The following is a 13,699-nucleotide window of genomic DNA, read 5'->3' as shown; positions in this document are numbered from 1 at the left end:
CGGCTCAACGAGCCGGTCGGGCACCGACCTGCGCCACCGCCGCGGCACCGAGACCGGCGGCCCGGGCCAGGGCGGCGTCGGGTCTCGCCCCGGCCAGCCAGGCGCTCAGCAGGCCCGCCGCGAAGGCGTCACCCGCCCCGGTCACGTCCCGCACCGCCACCCGGTGCGCCGACGAGGTGACGATCGCGTCGTCCCGGTCGACCCAGACCGCACCGGCACCGCCGCGCTTGACCACCACCCGGCGGGCCACGGAGACAAGAGCCCTGGCCTGTGCCGCCGGTTCCAGCCTCCCGGCCAGCACGGTGGCCTCGTCGACGTTCACCAGCAGCAGGTCGACCTCGCGTACCCAGCCCAGGAAGGCCGACTTCCCGATCGCCCGCAGCGGTGCCGCGGAGGCCGCGTCGACACTCGTGGTGAGGCCGCGTTCGCGCGCGCCGGCCAGCGCCCGCAGGCCGGCCGGTCGGGAGTCCGGGTCCAGCAGGGTGTACCCGGACAGGTGCAGGTGCGTGGCGTCCGGCGCACCGTCCAACGCCGCGTCCACGTGGTCGGGACGCAGCAGTACGTTCGCCCCGCGCTCGGTGACCATGGTGCGCTCGTCGCCGGCCGCCAGCACGATCACCGTGCCGGTGGCGGCTCCGACGATCCGCTGTACCGCGCAGTCGACCCCGGCGCTGATCAACTCCGTCACCCGGTCGCGGCCGGCGTCATCGTCACCGACCGCACCCACCAGGGTCACCGCTACTTCCTCGGCGGCCAGCCAGGACGCGGTGTTGGCCGCCTGCCCACCTCCGGTGGACCTGATCGCCGCCGGGGTGTCGGATCCGGGTGCCAACGGGCCGGCGAGCACCGCCACCACGTCCGTGACCACGTCACCGACGACCAGGACGCGGCCGGTCTCGGCTCGGCCCGCCCCGCTGCCGTTTTCGGTCACCCCGGTCACGCCGAGGGTTCGGCCCGGCGCTGGGCGGCGGCGACCGCGATCCGGGCGGCCAGGTCGGCGTTGCGCAGGATGATCCGGACGTTGACCGCCAGGCTGGCGCCCTGCGTCGCGGAGTGGAAATGGGCCAGCAGGTACGGCGTGACGGCCTTGCCGGTGACCCCGTCGCGCTCCAGCAGGGCGAGCCCCTCGGTGAGCGTACGGTCGTGCAGGTCCGGGTCGAGTTGCTCCTCGGTGGGCAGCGGGTTGGCGACGAGCAGCCCACCGTGGTGTGCGCGGTGCTGCTCGCGGGCGGCCAGCACATCGGCGACCAGTTCGGGGGAGTCGACCGACCAGTCCAGGTCGAAGCCGCCGTCGGTGATGAAGAAGCCCGGGAACCGGCGGGTCCGGTAGCCCACCACAGCCACCCCGAGGGTCTCCAGCCGTTCCAGGGTGGCGCCGACGTCGAGGATCGACTTGACCCCGGCACAGACCACCGCGATCGGCGTACGGGCCAGGGTGACCAGGTCGGCGGACTCGTCGAAGGTCTGCGCCGCCTCGCGGTGCACCCCGCCCAACCCGCCGGTGGCGAACACGCCGATGCCGGCCGCGGCCGCTACGGCGCTGGTCGCGGCCACGGTGGTCGCACCGTCCGCGCCGGTGGCGGCGGCCACCGCGAGATCGCGTACGGAGAGTTTGGTCACCCCGTCGGCAGTGGCCAGCCGGGTCAGCTCGGCGTCGTCGAGCCCCACCACGAGTTCACCGGCGACCATGCCGATGGTGGCCGGCACCGCACCGGCGTCCCGAACGGCCTGTTCGATCTGCCGGGCCACCCGGAGATTGTCCGGCCGGGGCAGGCCGTGCGAGACGATGGTGCTCTCCAGAGCGACCACGGGCCCCTGCTCGCGCAGCGCCCGGGCCACTTCGGTGCCGTAGCGAAGATGAAAGTCGGTCACAATCGCTCACCGTACGCCCGCCACCCGGGTCACCTCAGGTGGACCGGGTGAGGGTGACCTGCCAGACTTGTCGGTTGGAGGTGCAGACGTGAGTACACAGATCCTCGAGCGTCCCGAGCTGAAGGACGCCGACACCGGTCCGGAGATGTTCCACTACGTCCGGAAGGAAAAGATCGCCGAAAGTGCCGTCATGGGCACCTTCGTCGTGGCGCTGTGCGGGGAGACGTTCCCGGTGACGAAGACGCCGAAACCGGGTTCGCCGGTCTGCCCGAAGTGCAAGGAGATCTACGACTCGTACCGCGAGTGACACCCGCGGCCCGCCCGGCGGCCCGCGTAACCTTCGGCGGTGACCACCTCCACCGCCCTTCTCCTGGCTGACCTGGCCGGGGTCGCGGTCTTCGCCGCCTCGGGGGCCTCCGCGGCGGTGGCCAAACGGCTCGACCTCTTCGGCGTGGTCTTTGTCGGCTTCGTCGCCGCCCTCGGCGGCGGGATCGTACGGGACCTGGTCATCGACGAGGTCCCGCCGCTGGCCTTCGCCGACTGGCGCTACGCGGGCACCGCCGCCGTGACCGCCGCGGCGATCTTCTGGCTGCATCCGCAGTTCGCCCGGCTGCGCACCACCGTCCTGGTGCTGGATGCGGCCGGGCTCGGCCTGTTCACCGTCGCCGGCACCCTCAAGGCCCTCGACGCCCAGGTCCCGGCGGTCGGCGCCTGCCTGATCGGCATGATCACCGCGATCGGTGGCGGACTCGTCCGCGACCTGCTCACCGGCGAGATCCCGGTGGTGCTGCGGCGGGAGATCTACGCCGTCGCGTCGCTCGTCGGTTCGATCGTGGTGGTGCTCCTGTACGGCCTCGGCCACACCGGGCCGATCCCGCTCACCGCCGCCGTGGTGCTGGTCTTCGGCGTACGCCTGGTGGCCCTGCGTCGGCGCTGGTCGGCGCCGGTGGCGACGGTGCGACCGCCGCGCACCGGCCTGCCGGGGCCGCCGCCGGGATGAGCCCGCAGTGGCGAACGGCACCCCGGTGACGGGTGTGGCGTCGCGTGGGCGGCCCGGCGGCCGCTGGTTATGCTGAGTCGGCCTTCGCGGCTCGGCTGCGCGGAGGCATTTTCGTGGGGCGACCGCCGTGCCCCTCGGCCCGGGTCCGCTGGCCTGCGGCCGGGACATCCCGTGGCCGGAGAGGAGCGAACGCGTGGCAGTCCGGACGCCGGCGCTTGAGACGTTCCCGCCCCTGCGCTCCTGGCAGCGCAAGGCTCTGGTGGAGTACCTGCGCCGTCGGGCTGAGGACTTCACTGCGGTCGCCACCCCGGGGGCCGGAAAGACCACATTCGCCCTGCGGATCGCCGCCGAACTGCTCGCCGACGGCAGCGTCGAGGCGGTCACCGTGGTCGCGCCGACCGAGCACCTGAAGACGCAGTGGGCCGAGGCGGCGGCCCGGGTGGGCATCCAACTCGACGCCGCGTTCCGCAACGCCGACCTGCACTCCTCGGCGGACTTCCACGGTGCCGTGGTGACCTACGCACAGGTCGGGATGGCACCGCAGGTGCACCGGCGGCGCACCATGACCCGTCGGACCCTGGTCGTCCTCGACGAGATCCATCACGCCGGTGACTCACGCACCTGGGGTGACGGGGTGAAGGCGGCCTTTGAGCCCGCGGCGCGCCGGCTGATGCTGACCGGTACGCCCTTCCGGTCCGACGACAACCCGATCCCGTTCGTCAGCTACGAACGCGGCGGAGACGGCCTGCTGCGCTCCCGGGCCGACTCGGTCTACGGCTACAGCGACGCGCTGCGCGACGGCGTGGTGCGGCCGGTGCTGTTCCTGGCGTACTCGGGGGAGACCCGGTGGCGGACCAACGCCGGGGAGGAACTGGCGGCTCGACTGGGCGAGCCGATGACGCAGGATCTCATCGCCCAGGCGTGGCGTACCGCCCTGGACCCGGCCGGCGACTGGATGCCGCAGGTGCTGCGGGCGGCGGATGCCCGGCTGACCGTGCTGCGGGAGGCGGGCATGCCGGACGCGGGCGGCCTCGTAATCGCCAGCGACCAACAGACGGCCCGCTCGTACGCCAAACTCATCGAGCAGGTCACGGGGGAGCGGGCGGCCGTCGTACTCTCCGACGACGCGGGCGCCTCGGCCCGGATCGCGACGTTCGCGGCGTCCGAGCAGCGGTGGCTGGTCGCGGTGCGAATGGTCTCCGAAGGCGTCGACATCCCCCGACTGGCCGTCGGCGTGTACGCGACAAGTGCCAGCACTCCGCTGTACTTCGCGCAGGCGATCGGGCGTTTCGTCCGGGCCCGGCGCCCGGGCGAGACCGCATCGGTCTTCCTGCCCAGCGTGCCGCACCTGCTCGGGCTGGCCAGCGAGATGGAGGCCGAGCGCGACCACGTGCTCGGCAAGCCAAAGGACCGCGAGGGCTTCGACGACGAGTTGCTGGACCGGGCCCAGCGCGACGAGCAGGCCAGCGGTGAGCTGGAGAAGCGTTTCGCCGCGCTGTCCGCCACCGCCGAGCTGGACCAGGTGATCTTCGACGGTGCCTCGTTCGGTACGGCGGCCCAGGCCGGCACCCCCGAGGAGGAGGAGTACCTGGGCCTGCCCGGGCTGCTCACCTCGGAACAGGTGGCGTCGTTGCTCGCCAAGCGGCAGGCCGATCAGCTCGCTGCCCAGCGACGTCGGGCGACCGAGCGGCGGACGGAATCCGCAGCGCCGGCGTCCGCTCCGCCGGCACCGATGAGCGCCGCCCAGCGCCGGGTGGCCCTACGCCGCCAGCTCAACGCGCTGGTCGCCGCCCAGCACCACCGCACCGGCCAGCCACACGGAAAGATCCACGCTGAGCTGCGCCGCATCTGCGGCGGTCCCCCGAGCGCCCAGGCCACCATCGAGCAACTAGAAGAACGCATAGCCACCGTCCAAACCCTCTAACAGCCCACCCATGCCACTGGCGCGTTGATCAAGAAGTTTTGGTCGCCGCCACGCGGTTTTCGTGACGCAAACTTCTTGATCAACGCGGGTGGTCGGGTGGGGTGGGGTGGGTGGGGTGGGGTGGGGTCCGGGTATGGGTGAAGCCGGCCGGAGACATCCTGGGGATGTCTCCGGCCGGCTTTATGTCGGGTTTGCTGAGCCCTCAGTTGGCCATCAGGTCAGCGCCGCGCCAGGTGAACTCCGGGTCCGTCGCGTACCGTACGGTGATCTTGACGAGATCCTCGGCGTACTTGTTGGCGTGGTGCCCACAGAACACCAGCTCACTGCCACCCGCCAGGGTGATCCGGAGCTTGCCGGCGGCATTGCAGCGGTCGCACCGTTCATCGGCGGCCGGGGGGCTCACCGTCTCGGGCGGCGGCGTGAGGGTCGGGGTCATCGCCTTCCTCCTCTGGTCGTCACCGATGAACACTCTCTTCGGTCTTGGTCACCTATCGTGCAACACCCTTGTCGGGCCTCGCCTTCCCTGTGTGCCCGCGGGGGACCGAGGTCACACCTGGCACGGACAGTGTGCCGTGCACCCAGGGTGCCACGTCAACGATCACATTCGTGCAACCACCTGATCACCATCCGACGTTGTACGCCAGGTGATCAAAACGGCACGATCGGTTGACGGATGCTGATCAGTCGAGGTAGTCGCGGAGCACCTGGGAACGGGAGGGATGCCGAAGCTTGGACATCGTCTTGGACTCGATCTGCCGGATCCGCTCGCGGGTCACTCCGTAGACCTGGCCGATCTCGTCCAGGGTACGCGGCTGGCCGTCGGTGAGCCCGAACCGCAGACGTACCACACCCGCCTCACGCTCGGACAACGTCTGCAGCACCTGCTGGAGTTGGTCCTGAAGCAGGGAGAACGAGACCGCGTCGACGGCGACCACCGCCTCCGAGTCCTCGATGAAGTCACCGAGCTGGCTGTCGCCCTCGTCGCCGATGGTCTGGTCGAGCGAGATGGGCTCCCGGGCGTACTGCTGGATCTCCAGCACCTTCTCCGGTGTGATATCCATCTCCTTGGCCAACTCCTCCGGAGTGGGCTCACGGCCCAGATCCTGGAGCAGCTCGCGCTGGATCCGACCCAGCTTGTTGATCACCTCGACCATGTGGACGGGGATGCGGATGGTGCGGGCCTGGTCGGCCATGGCGCGGGTGATGGCCTGTCGGATCCACCAGGTGGCGTAGGTGGAGAACTTGTAGCCCTTGGTGTAGTCGAACTTCTCGACGGCGCGGATGAGGCCGAGGTTGCCTTCCTGGATGAGGTCGAGGAAGGCCATGCCCCGGCCCGTGTACCGCTTGGCCAGCGAGACGACCAGGCGGAGGTTCGCCTCCAGGAGGTGGTTCTTGGCCCGCTCGCCGTCCCGGGAGATCCACAGCAGGTCGCGCTGCATGTCCCGGACGAGCTTCTCCTCGCCCTCGTCGGCGGCCCGCAGACGTTCCGCGGCGTAGAGCCCGGCCTCGATCCGCTTGGCCAGCTCCACCTCCTGCTCGGCGTTGAGCAGCGGAACCTTACCGATCTGCTTGAGGTACGCCCGGACCGAGTCCGCCGAAGCGGTCAGCTCGGCGTCCCGACGCGCCTGCTTGAGCGCCTCGGACTCCTCGTCGTCCCACTCGAAGTCGTTGTCGGTGGCGGAGTTCGCCGCGTCGGTCGCGGCGGCCTGGGCCAGCTCCGCCGGCTCCTCGACCACGACGTCCTCGATCTCGGCGGCGAGTTCCTCGGGATTGACCTCGCCCTCGGCGGCCTCGCCCTCGGCACCCTTGGCCGGCTTCGCCGCGCCCGCCGCAGCGGCCACGGTGGCCTTGGTGGCCCGGGTGGACTTCTTGGCCGGCGCGGCGGCCTTGGCGGCCACTCCCGCGGTGGTGCCGGCGGCCTTGCGCGAGGTCGCCTTCCGTGGCGCCGGTGCCGGTGCCTCCTCGGCCGCGGGCGCCTGCTTCGGGGCGGGCGCGGCCGCCTTCTTGGTGGTCTTGGCGGTGGTGGCCCGGGACGCGGGGGTGGCGGACCGGGCGGCGGCGACCCGTCGGCGGGTGCTGGCCGAGCCGTCGACCACGACGGTCACCCCGGCCTCGGAGAGCGCCCGCAGGATCTTCTTGGCCTGGGCCGGAGTCACCTCGGCGGACTCGACGGTGCGCGCGAGCTGGGCCGACGTGAGCTGGCCGCCAGCGCTCTGCGCGTGGGCGATCAAGGTGTCGGTGAGCGAGCGAACGTCGGCGCCGGTCTGGCGGGGTTCTGTCACGAATGACCTTCCGGAGGCGAAGAGCGAGCACGGCCGGGATCGTCCGACGCAGCGTGGGGCACCGCGCCGGGCGATGTGGTTGAGGAACCCCCGTGTCCCGGGCCGGCCGGTTGTCGGGCGGCCCGTGGCGCGTGGGCAGGGGTGAATTGTAACGCCGTCTGCGGCGATCATCCTGCGCCGCACGGCTGATCGGCGGCCGGGACCGCCGATTCGGTGCGCTTTTGGACTTTGTAAGGATGATACCTGCGCGGAAGCCGAATACCTGGCCGTGCGGGAAGGGGACGGACATGGAGCGCTCGGCGCCACCGCCACCGCAGCTGCTGGAGATCGCGATCGAGGTGGCCCGGGGCGCGGCGGCCACCGCGTACCGGATGCGTACCGAGGGCGTCTCGGTGGCGGCGACCAAGAGCACCGTCACCGACGTGGTGACCGCTGCCGACCGGGCCGTGGAGCGACAGATCACCGACGAGCTGCGCCGGCTGCGGCCGGACGACGCGGTGCTGGGCGAGGAGTACGGCGCCGCGGTGAATGGCGACGGCCCCCGCCCCCGGGTGCGGTGGATCGTCGACCCGATCGACGGGACCGTCAACTACCTGTACGGCTTGACGCACTGCGGCGTGTCGATCGCCGCTGAGCTGGACGGCGAGGTGGTGGCGGGGGTGGTGCGGAACGTCCACACCGGCGAGGAGTGGACGGCGACCGTCGGCGGGGGAGCCTGGCGCGAGGGCCGGCGGTTGCACTGCTCCACCGAGACCGATCTCGGTCAGGCGCTGGTTGTCACCGGCTTCGGCTACGACGCCGCGCGCCGGGTCCACCAGGCCCGGGTGCTGGCCGAACTCATCCCGCACGTACGCGACATCCGCCGCCTCGGCGCCGCTGCCGTCGATCTCTGCCTGGTCGCCGAGGGGCGGGCCGACGCCTTCTACGAGAAGGGCCTGGCGGCCTGGGACCAAGCCGCCGGCGCGCTGGTGGCCACCGAGGCCGGCCTGCGGGTCGGCGGGCTCAAGGGGCTGGCTCCCGGGCCGGAGATGGTCATTGCCGCGCCGCCGACCCTGTTTGACGCGTTGCACGAGCACCTGGCCGCGTTGGACGCCTCCGGCGGTCCCTGAGGCGGCCTGGCGCCCGCTCGGCGACCGGGAGCGGGACGCGCGAGGCTGGACGCCGTCCGTCAGCAGCTGGTTCGGGACCGCACCGGTGAGCCGTCGGCCGACAGCGGGCCGACGGTCAGTTGTCGACCACGATCGGGCAGGAACCGGGCGGTGCGACCGGGGCGCCCAGGTCGCCCAGCGACTGATTGACCTCGGTGGTGGTGGCCAGCTGCTGGAAGTTGCCGCCCAGTACCACGTCGACGATGTCGTCCTCGCGCTTGGCGTTGTATTCCAGCTCGGCGTCGCCGAGGAAGTACGCCCGCAGCAGGTGCGCCGAGCCGACCCCCTTCGGGCCGTAACGCAGGACCGCCACGTCGTCGATCTTCTTCTTCTGGGTCGCTTCCTTCTGCACCTGGAAGTCGCGGTTGCGGAAGTCGTTCCCGACGTCGGCGGCCAGCCCGGGGCGATCCGTGCCGTTGAGCACGTTGATCTTGACATCCTTGTGATCGCGCAGGGTGACGTCGGCGCGTGGCCAGTCGTCCGGACAACCCTCGCCGGCGCCGGCGTTACTCTGGGTGTCCTTGACCAGCGCCACGACCACGAAGAGCAGGGCGAGCACCGCCAGCATGCCGACGACAACGAGTGCTCGCACTCGCGCAAAGCTCATCAGGGCACTCCCGGGCATCGGTGGGTGGCAACGGCCGGCGATCGGGCCGTTCCGTCGGCCGTCGGGTACGCCGCTGAGGTTAACGGGTGTCCGACCGTCGCGTGGAAACAGTCCGACATGCCGGCGCGCCACCGGAGAACGGGGTAGTACTACCCCTATCTTCGTGTCGCCTGAGTCACATTGGGAACAACTTCCCGTGCAGGGGCGTACATCTCAGCCACGAGGGCGGTATACATGCCTCGCCCAAAGGGGGGGTAGGGTTCCGCGCTCGCCGGGGAGATCCTCTGGCGGTCTGGTCCGAGCGGTCGTCGGGTCAGGTGGCCGACACAAGCGGTGGCCGGCCAGCGGAACCGAAACAGCGTCGTCCGGCGTTACAACCGGAAGCGACAACATCGAAATGGGAGAGTGAAACCGATGGCCACCGACTACGACGCCCCGCGCCGCGACGAGGTCGATCTCGGCGAGGACAGCCTGGAAGAGCTCAAGGCCCGGCGCGTCGACTCACAGTCGGGCGCCGTGGACGTCGACGAGGCCGAAGTGGCTGAGAGCTTCGAGTTGCCCGGCGCCGACCTTGCCGACGAGGAACTGACGGTCAAGGTGCTACCGATGCAGCAGGACGAGTTCCGCTGCGCCCGTTGCTTCCTGGTGCACCACCGCAGCCAACTGGCGGTGGAACGCAACGGAGAGCTGATCTGCCGAGAGTGCGTCTGACCACAGGGCGACGACCACGACCATGGCGGCGACTCCCGAGTGGAGTCGCCGCCGCCCGGCTCGGCGAGCGCCACGCCGCACAACCTGGTTGACTCGATAGCCATGAGCGAGCGAATCGGCCGGCTCGGTGCCGTGGTGCGATCATGAGCGAGCACACCGAGCGTGCCGAGGATCCGGACGAGCTGGGGAAGACCGTGGCGGCACTGACCGCCGACGAGATCGAGCCGGCGAAACGGCGTCAACTGCTCACCCGCCTGGTCGGGCAGGCCCGGGCCCGGGGAATCGGCGACCTGTTCAAGCCGAGGGCCGCGCTGCGCTGGATGGTGGACACGGTCGCGGAGATCGCCCCGCACGTGCCGATCCGGGATCTGGCCACCCTGCGTCGGCACTTTCCCGGGCTGACCGACGAGGAACTGGCCGACCGACTGGTCCGCAACGCGTCCCGGGCGACCGCAGGGGTCGGCGCTGCCGGCGGCGGGGCCTCGGCGGTGCAGTGGACGGTGACCCCGACCCTGCTGTCCGCCCCGGTACTGCTCGCCGCCGAGACGGTCGCGGTGGTGGCGGTGGAACTGAAGTTGACCGGCGAGCTGCACGAGGTCTACGGCGTACCGCTGCCGGCCGGCGGCACCGAACGGACCATCGCATTGGTGCAGGCCTGGGCCAGCCAGCGCGGCGTCAACCCGATGATGCCCGGCGTCGGCGTGGGTGCCGTGCTCGGCACGGCCGCCCGGAACGAACTACGGGACACCATGCTCAAGCGGTTCGGCCGCAACCTCACCACGCTGGGCCCCTTTCTGACCGGGGCCGCGGTGGCGAGCTACCTGAACCGGCGGGCCACCCGGACGTTGGCCGACCAGCTCCGCGCCGACCTGCGCCGGCAGCACCGTGGCCTGCCCGGCGGGCCGCCCGCCCTGCCCGGCTCGTCCTGACCGTCGACCCGGGGATCGGTCGGCGGGAGCGCCGTCGGTCAGAGCCGCACCGGCGCTCGACCGGTGGCGGGTCGGATCAGCGTGCCGCGTCCCGCGCGGCCAGCAGGGCTTCGGCCAGCTCGACCGGGTGCCGCGAACTGACCACCCAGAACGGTGTGGGGTCGGCCGGATCGTTCAGGACCACCTGGACGGCACCGGGGATCCACGGGCGCTGGACGACGAACGCCAGCGGATCGGCACCGACACCGAGCACCTCACGCCGCCCCTCGGCATCCAGCGCGATGGCGTCGGCGACGAATCGGACGGGCAGCCGGGCGTCGTCGACCCGCAGCTCTCCGTCGGCCACCGCGACCCGGATCCGGCCCAGCCACGCCAGCCCGGCGACGGCGGCCGGCAGCAGCAGCGCGAAGGGCAGCCAGGCGCGCGCACCGCCCGCGCCCATCCACACCTCCACTGCGAGCAGGCCGGCGGCCGCGATCCCGGCGAACCACAACCACCAGGGCAACCGCAGACGCTCGGCGTACGCCGGGGGCGCCGAGACTGACGAAGGCGACGGTGACTGGCTCACTCGTGCCAGGGTACGGCGCGGCGGGCCACGGGTACCGGGCAGGATGACAGGGTCACCCCCAGCGGAACGGACGAAAGAGGGACATCGTGACCGACGTGGTGCCCGTGCCGGTCCGGCGGCTCGATCCCGAGCTGCCGATGCCGGCGTACGCCCATCCCGGTGATGCCGGTGCCGACCTGGTGGCGGCCGCCGACGTGGAGCTGCCGCCCGGCGGTCGGGCGTTGGTGCCGACCGGCGTGGCGATCGCGCTGCCCGAGGGGTACGTGGGCCTGGTCCATCCCCGATCGGGGCTCGCCGCCCGACTCGGCGTGACGGTGCTCAACGCGCCCGGTACGGTCGACGCCGGCTACCGGGGCGAGATCCTGGTCAACCTGATCAACCATGATCGGGCCGCGTCGGTGAAGATCTCCCGGGGCGACCGGATCGCGCAGCTGGTTGTGCAGCGGGTGGAACGGGCGATCTTCCAGCCGGTGGCCGAGCTGCCCGCGTCCGGACGCGGGACCGGTGGGCACGGCTCCACCGGCGGGCACGCCGGGCTGGTACCGCCGCCGGCCATGGACGGCGCGAACGGAAACGATGGCACCGTGAGTGCGAACAGCGGAGGTTGGACGCAGTGATCTTCTCCCGAAAGCGGGCCGCAGGACGGCACGCCCTTGACGAGCGGGCCCTCAACGTGCCCGAGACCGCCGAGGACGTTCCGCCGACCTCGGTGGAGCCGGCGCGCGGGCCGTACGACGTCACCGAGGCCCCGGACGGGGTGCAGCGGCTCGACCTGGGCAGCCTGCAGATCCCGGCGGTGCCCGAGGTCGAGGTGCGGGTGCAGGCCGACCAGCAGGGGGTGGTCCAGCAGGTCGTGCTGGTGCACGGCCAGAGCGCCCTGCAACTCGGTGTCTTCGCCGCCCCCCGCTCCGAGGGGATCTGGGACGAGGTGCGCGAGGAGATCCGCCAGTCGCTGCTCGGCGACGGCGCCGCCGCGCAGGAGGCCACCGGCGAGTACGGCACGGAGTTGCACGCCCGGGTACGCACCGAGGACGGCCCGACCGATCTGCGGTTCGTCGGCATCGACGGACCTCGCTGGATGGTCCGCGCGGTCTACCAGGGTGCCGCGGCCACCGATCCGGCCGCGGCCGGTCCGCTGGCCGTCTGTCTGGACGGCCTGGTCGTCGACCGGGGGGTGGAGGCCAAGCCGGTACGCGAGCCGCTGCCGCTGCGGTTGCCACGCGAGGCGGGCGAGCAGGCCACGGCGGCTGATCCGGTAGCCCGACAGACCGACGCGGCGTCCGCGCCCGGCAACCGCTGATCGACCGTCAGCGGACCCGGGCCCCGTCGAGCGTGCCCGGCACGGCGGGCGAGCGCTTCCGGTGCGCCGGAAGGGTCCGGTCGGGCGTACGCTGGCGGGTGCCGTTGCGGCAGCTGTCCGGCGGCGGTGGCTTCCGGTGCCCAGCCGGTCGGCGTGGAGAGGGTGACGCGGAACTCATGACCACCGACGAGGGTCGGGGTTCGCTGCGGCGGATGTTGCGACGGCTGACCGCGAGCGAGGCCGAGATCGAGGCGCAGCAGTTGCAGCGGGAGAGTGCCCGGTGCGGCGCGGTGCCGGTGTTGCAGTGCGGGCGGGGGCAGGTGGTTTCGGTAAGCGGCCGGCTGCGTACCGTCGTCTACACCCCTCGCACCAACCTGCCGGCGCTGGAGGCGGATCTCTACGACGGCAGTGACGTCGTGACCCTGGTCTGGCTCGGGCGGCGGCACATCGTCGGCATCGAGCCGGGGCGGCACCTGACGGCCCGAGGGCGGGTCGCGGTGCGCGACGACCGCAAGGTGATCTACAACCCGTACTACGAGCTGGAGCCGTCAAAGTGAACCTGCGGGCGTTGCGGATGGACAGCGGGCGATGACGACCGGACAGCACCCGGCGACCCAGCCGGAGACCGGGCCGGCGGACGAGGAGCGGCTGCCCACCGTCGCCGAGCAGATGGCCGACCAGCTGGGCGGCTGGCGAGGGCTGGCCGAGTCCAGCATCCCGGTGGTGGTCTTCGTGATCGCCAACATCGTCACCGACCTGCGGCCGGCCGTGATCGCCTCGGTGGCGGTGGCGGTGCTGATCGGCGGGCTGCGGCTGGCCCAGCGCCGACCGGTGCGGCACGCGGTGAACGGACTGTTCGGCATCGGGATCGGCGCCGCCATCGCCTGGCGTACCGGCGACGCGCGCGACTTCTACCTGCCGGGGATCCTCTACGGCATCGGCTACGGCCTGGCCCTGCTGCTGTCGGCGGTGATCCGCCAGCCGCTGGTCGGCTGGATCTGGTCGGTGCTGGTGGCCAAGGGCAGCTCGCAGTGGCGTGACGATCCCCTGCTGGTCCGCACCTTCACCCGGCTGACCGTGCTGTGGGGAGTGGTCTGGCTGGCCAAGGTCGGCGTGCAGGCCGGCATCTACCTGGCGGCCCGCCGGTTCGACCAGCTCGGCGACGAGGCCGCCGCCGCCGACATGGAGACCGCCCTCGGGGTGGCGCGGTTGGCCCTGGGCTATCCGCCGTACGTGCTGCTGTTGCTGATCACGGTCTGGACGGTGCGGCGGGTAACCCGCGAGCACCGGACGGAGCCGCTGCCGAGCTGAGCCTGCCCCGGCGGTCGGGGGTGCCGATGCCCGGCCCGGCGCGGTGG

Annotated in this window: 16 protein-coding genes; 10 read left to right on the top strand and 6 right to left on the bottom strand. The window is 71.9% G+C overall.

Annotated elements, in window-relative coordinates:
• Window positions 1-4: 4 nt before the first annotated feature.
• Entirely contained in the window at window positions 5-931 is a 927-nt protein-coding gene (locus O7624_RS08260; protein WP_282239578.1) for a PfkB family carbohydrate kinase, read from the bottom strand.
• A gap of 5 nt (window positions 932-936) precedes the next feature.
• Window positions 937-1,872 carry a pseudouridine-5'-phosphate glycosidase gene (locus tag O7624_RS08255; RefSeq protein WP_282239577.1) on the bottom strand — a complete coding sequence of 312 codons (936 nt, stop codon included), beginning with the start codon at window positions 1,870-1,872 and terminating at the stop codon, window positions 937-939.
• A gap of 88 nt (window positions 1,873-1,960) precedes the next feature.
• Between O7624_RS08255 and O7624_RS08250 the strand changes: the two genes are divergently transcribed.
• From O7624_RS08250 to O7624_RS08240, 3 genes are all read left to right on the top strand, one after another.
• Entirely contained in the window at window positions 1,961-2,179 is a 219-nt protein-coding gene (locus tag O7624_RS08250; RefSeq protein ID WP_093410319.1) for a DUF3039 domain-containing protein, read from the top strand.
• A 39-nt stretch (window positions 2,180-2,218) separates the two neighbouring features.
• Complete coding sequence (locus O7624_RS08245) at window positions 2,219-2,872, top strand: trimeric intracellular cation channel family protein (RefSeq protein WP_093410322.1); 654 nt, start codon at window positions 2,219-2,221, stop codon at window positions 2,870-2,872.
• Between the two features lie 193 nt (window positions 2,873-3,065).
• Window positions 3,066-4,796, top strand: a complete 1,731-nt coding sequence (locus tag O7624_RS08240) for a DEAD/DEAH box helicase (protein WP_282239576.1) — start codon at window positions 3,066-3,068, stop codon at window positions 4,794-4,796.
• 202 nt (window positions 4,797-4,998) lie between these two features.
• Here the strand turns inward: O7624_RS08240 and O7624_RS08235 are convergent, their stop codons facing one another.
• On the bottom strand, window positions 4,999-5,232 hold the full coding sequence (locus O7624_RS08235; RefSeq protein ID WP_093410327.1) for a hypothetical protein: 234 nt from the start codon (window positions 5,230-5,232) through the stop codon (window positions 4,999-5,001).
• A gap of 244 nt (window positions 5,233-5,476) precedes the next feature.
• Complete coding sequence (locus O7624_RS08230) at window positions 5,477-7,078, bottom strand: RNA polymerase sigma factor (RefSeq protein ID WP_210937347.1); 1,602 nt, start codon at window positions 7,076-7,078, stop codon at window positions 5,477-5,479.
• A 287-nt stretch (window positions 7,079-7,365) separates the two neighbouring features.
• Here O7624_RS08230 and O7624_RS08225 point away from each other — a divergent pair, with 287 nt between their 5' ends.
• Complete coding sequence (locus O7624_RS08225; RefSeq protein WP_093410333.1) at window positions 7,366-8,187, top strand: inositol monophosphatase family protein; 822 nt, start codon at window positions 7,366-7,368, stop codon at window positions 8,185-8,187.
• A gap of 115 nt (window positions 8,188-8,302) precedes the next feature.
• Here O7624_RS08225 and O7624_RS08220 read toward each other — a convergent pair whose 3' ends face one another.
• Window positions 8,303-8,818 (bottom strand): LytR C-terminal domain-containing protein, encoded by a 516-nt coding sequence (locus O7624_RS08220; RefSeq protein ID WP_170863611.1) that lies wholly within the window; start codon window positions 8,816-8,818, stop codon window positions 8,303-8,305.
• A 429-nt stretch (window positions 8,819-9,247) separates the two neighbouring features.
• Between O7624_RS08220 and O7624_RS08215 the strand changes: the two genes are divergently transcribed.
• Both O7624_RS08215 and O7624_RS08210 read left to right on the top strand, forming a co-directional pair.
• The gene (locus O7624_RS08215) at window positions 9,248-9,544 is read left to right on the top strand and encodes a DUF4193 domain-containing protein (protein WP_007075406.1); all 297 of its coding nucleotides are present in this window, start codon (window positions 9,248-9,250) and stop codon (window positions 9,542-9,544) included.
• Between the two features lie 143 nt (window positions 9,545-9,687).
• Entirely contained in the window at window positions 9,688-10,473 is a 786-nt protein-coding gene (locus tag O7624_RS08210; RefSeq protein ID WP_282239575.1) for a hypothetical protein, read from the top strand.
• A 76-nt stretch (window positions 10,474-10,549) separates the two neighbouring features.
• Here O7624_RS08210 and O7624_RS08205 read toward each other — a convergent pair whose 3' ends face one another.
• A complete protein-coding gene (locus O7624_RS08205) occupies window positions 10,550-11,041 on the bottom strand; it encodes a DUF3093 domain-containing protein (protein WP_282239574.1) in 492 nt (163 codons plus the stop codon).
• Between the two features lie 86 nt (window positions 11,042-11,127).
• Between O7624_RS08205 and dut the strand changes: the two genes are divergently transcribed.
• The 4 genes from dut (at window position 11,128) to O7624_RS08185 (ending at window position 13,652) form a co-directional block, all read left to right on the top strand.
• A complete protein-coding gene (dut, locus tag O7624_RS08200; protein ID WP_093410344.1) occupies window positions 11,128-11,658 on the top strand; it encodes a dUTP diphosphatase in 531 nt (176 codons plus the stop codon).
• A complete protein-coding gene (locus O7624_RS08195) occupies window positions 11,655-12,341 on the top strand; it encodes a DUF3710 domain-containing protein (protein ID WP_282239573.1) in 687 nt (228 codons plus the stop codon). Before dut ends, O7624_RS08195 begins: the two co-directional genes overlap by 4 nt.
• 176 nt (window positions 12,342-12,517) lie before the next feature.
• Window positions 12,518-12,898: an OB-fold nucleic acid binding domain-containing protein gene (locus O7624_RS08190; protein WP_093410348.1), complete on the top strand. Its 381-nt coding sequence runs from the start codon at window positions 12,518-12,520 to the stop codon at window positions 12,896-12,898.
• 31 nt (window positions 12,899-12,929) lie between these two features.
• Entirely contained in the window at window positions 12,930-13,652 is a 723-nt protein-coding gene (locus O7624_RS08185) for a DUF3159 domain-containing protein (protein ID WP_093410351.1), read from the top strand.
• Window positions 13,653-13,699: the final 47 nt, after the last annotated feature.

Origin of the sequence: Verrucosispora sp. WMMD1129, from assembly GCF_029581255.1 — a bacterium.
In the GTDB taxonomy this organism is placed as follows: Bacteria; Actinomycetota; Actinomycetes; order Mycobacteriales; family Micromonosporaceae; genus Micromonospora; species Micromonospora sediminimaris.
Note: the sequence above shows the minus strand (reverse complement) of the source record. Positions and strands in the feature narration are given on the sequence as shown.

Bases quoted from the DNA above. Each gene is read 5' to 3' on its own strand.
- O7624_RS08235 (WP_093410327.1), bottom strand. From the start codon at position 5,232: ATGACCCCGACCCTCACGCCGCCGCCCGAGACGGTGAGCCCCCCGGCC.
- O7624_RS08225 (WP_093410333.1), top strand. From the start codon at position 7,366: ATGGAGCGCTCGGCGCCACCGCCACCGCAGCTGCTGGAGATCGCGATC.
- O7624_RS08215 (WP_007075406.1), top strand. From the start codon at position 9,248: ATGGCCACCGACTACGACGCCCCGCGCCGCGACGAGGTCGATCTCGGC.
- O7624_RS08210 (WP_282239575.1), top strand. From the start codon at position 9,688: ATGAGCGAGCACACCGAGCGTGCCGAGGATCCGGACGAGCTGGGGAAG.
- O7624_RS08190 (WP_093410348.1), top strand. From the start codon at position 12,518: ATGACCACCGACGAGGGTCGGGGTTCGCTGCGGCGGATGTTGCGACGG.
- O7624_RS08185 (WP_093410351.1), top strand. From the start codon at position 12,930: ATGACGACCGGACAGCACCCGGCGACCCAGCCGGAGACCGGGCCGGCG.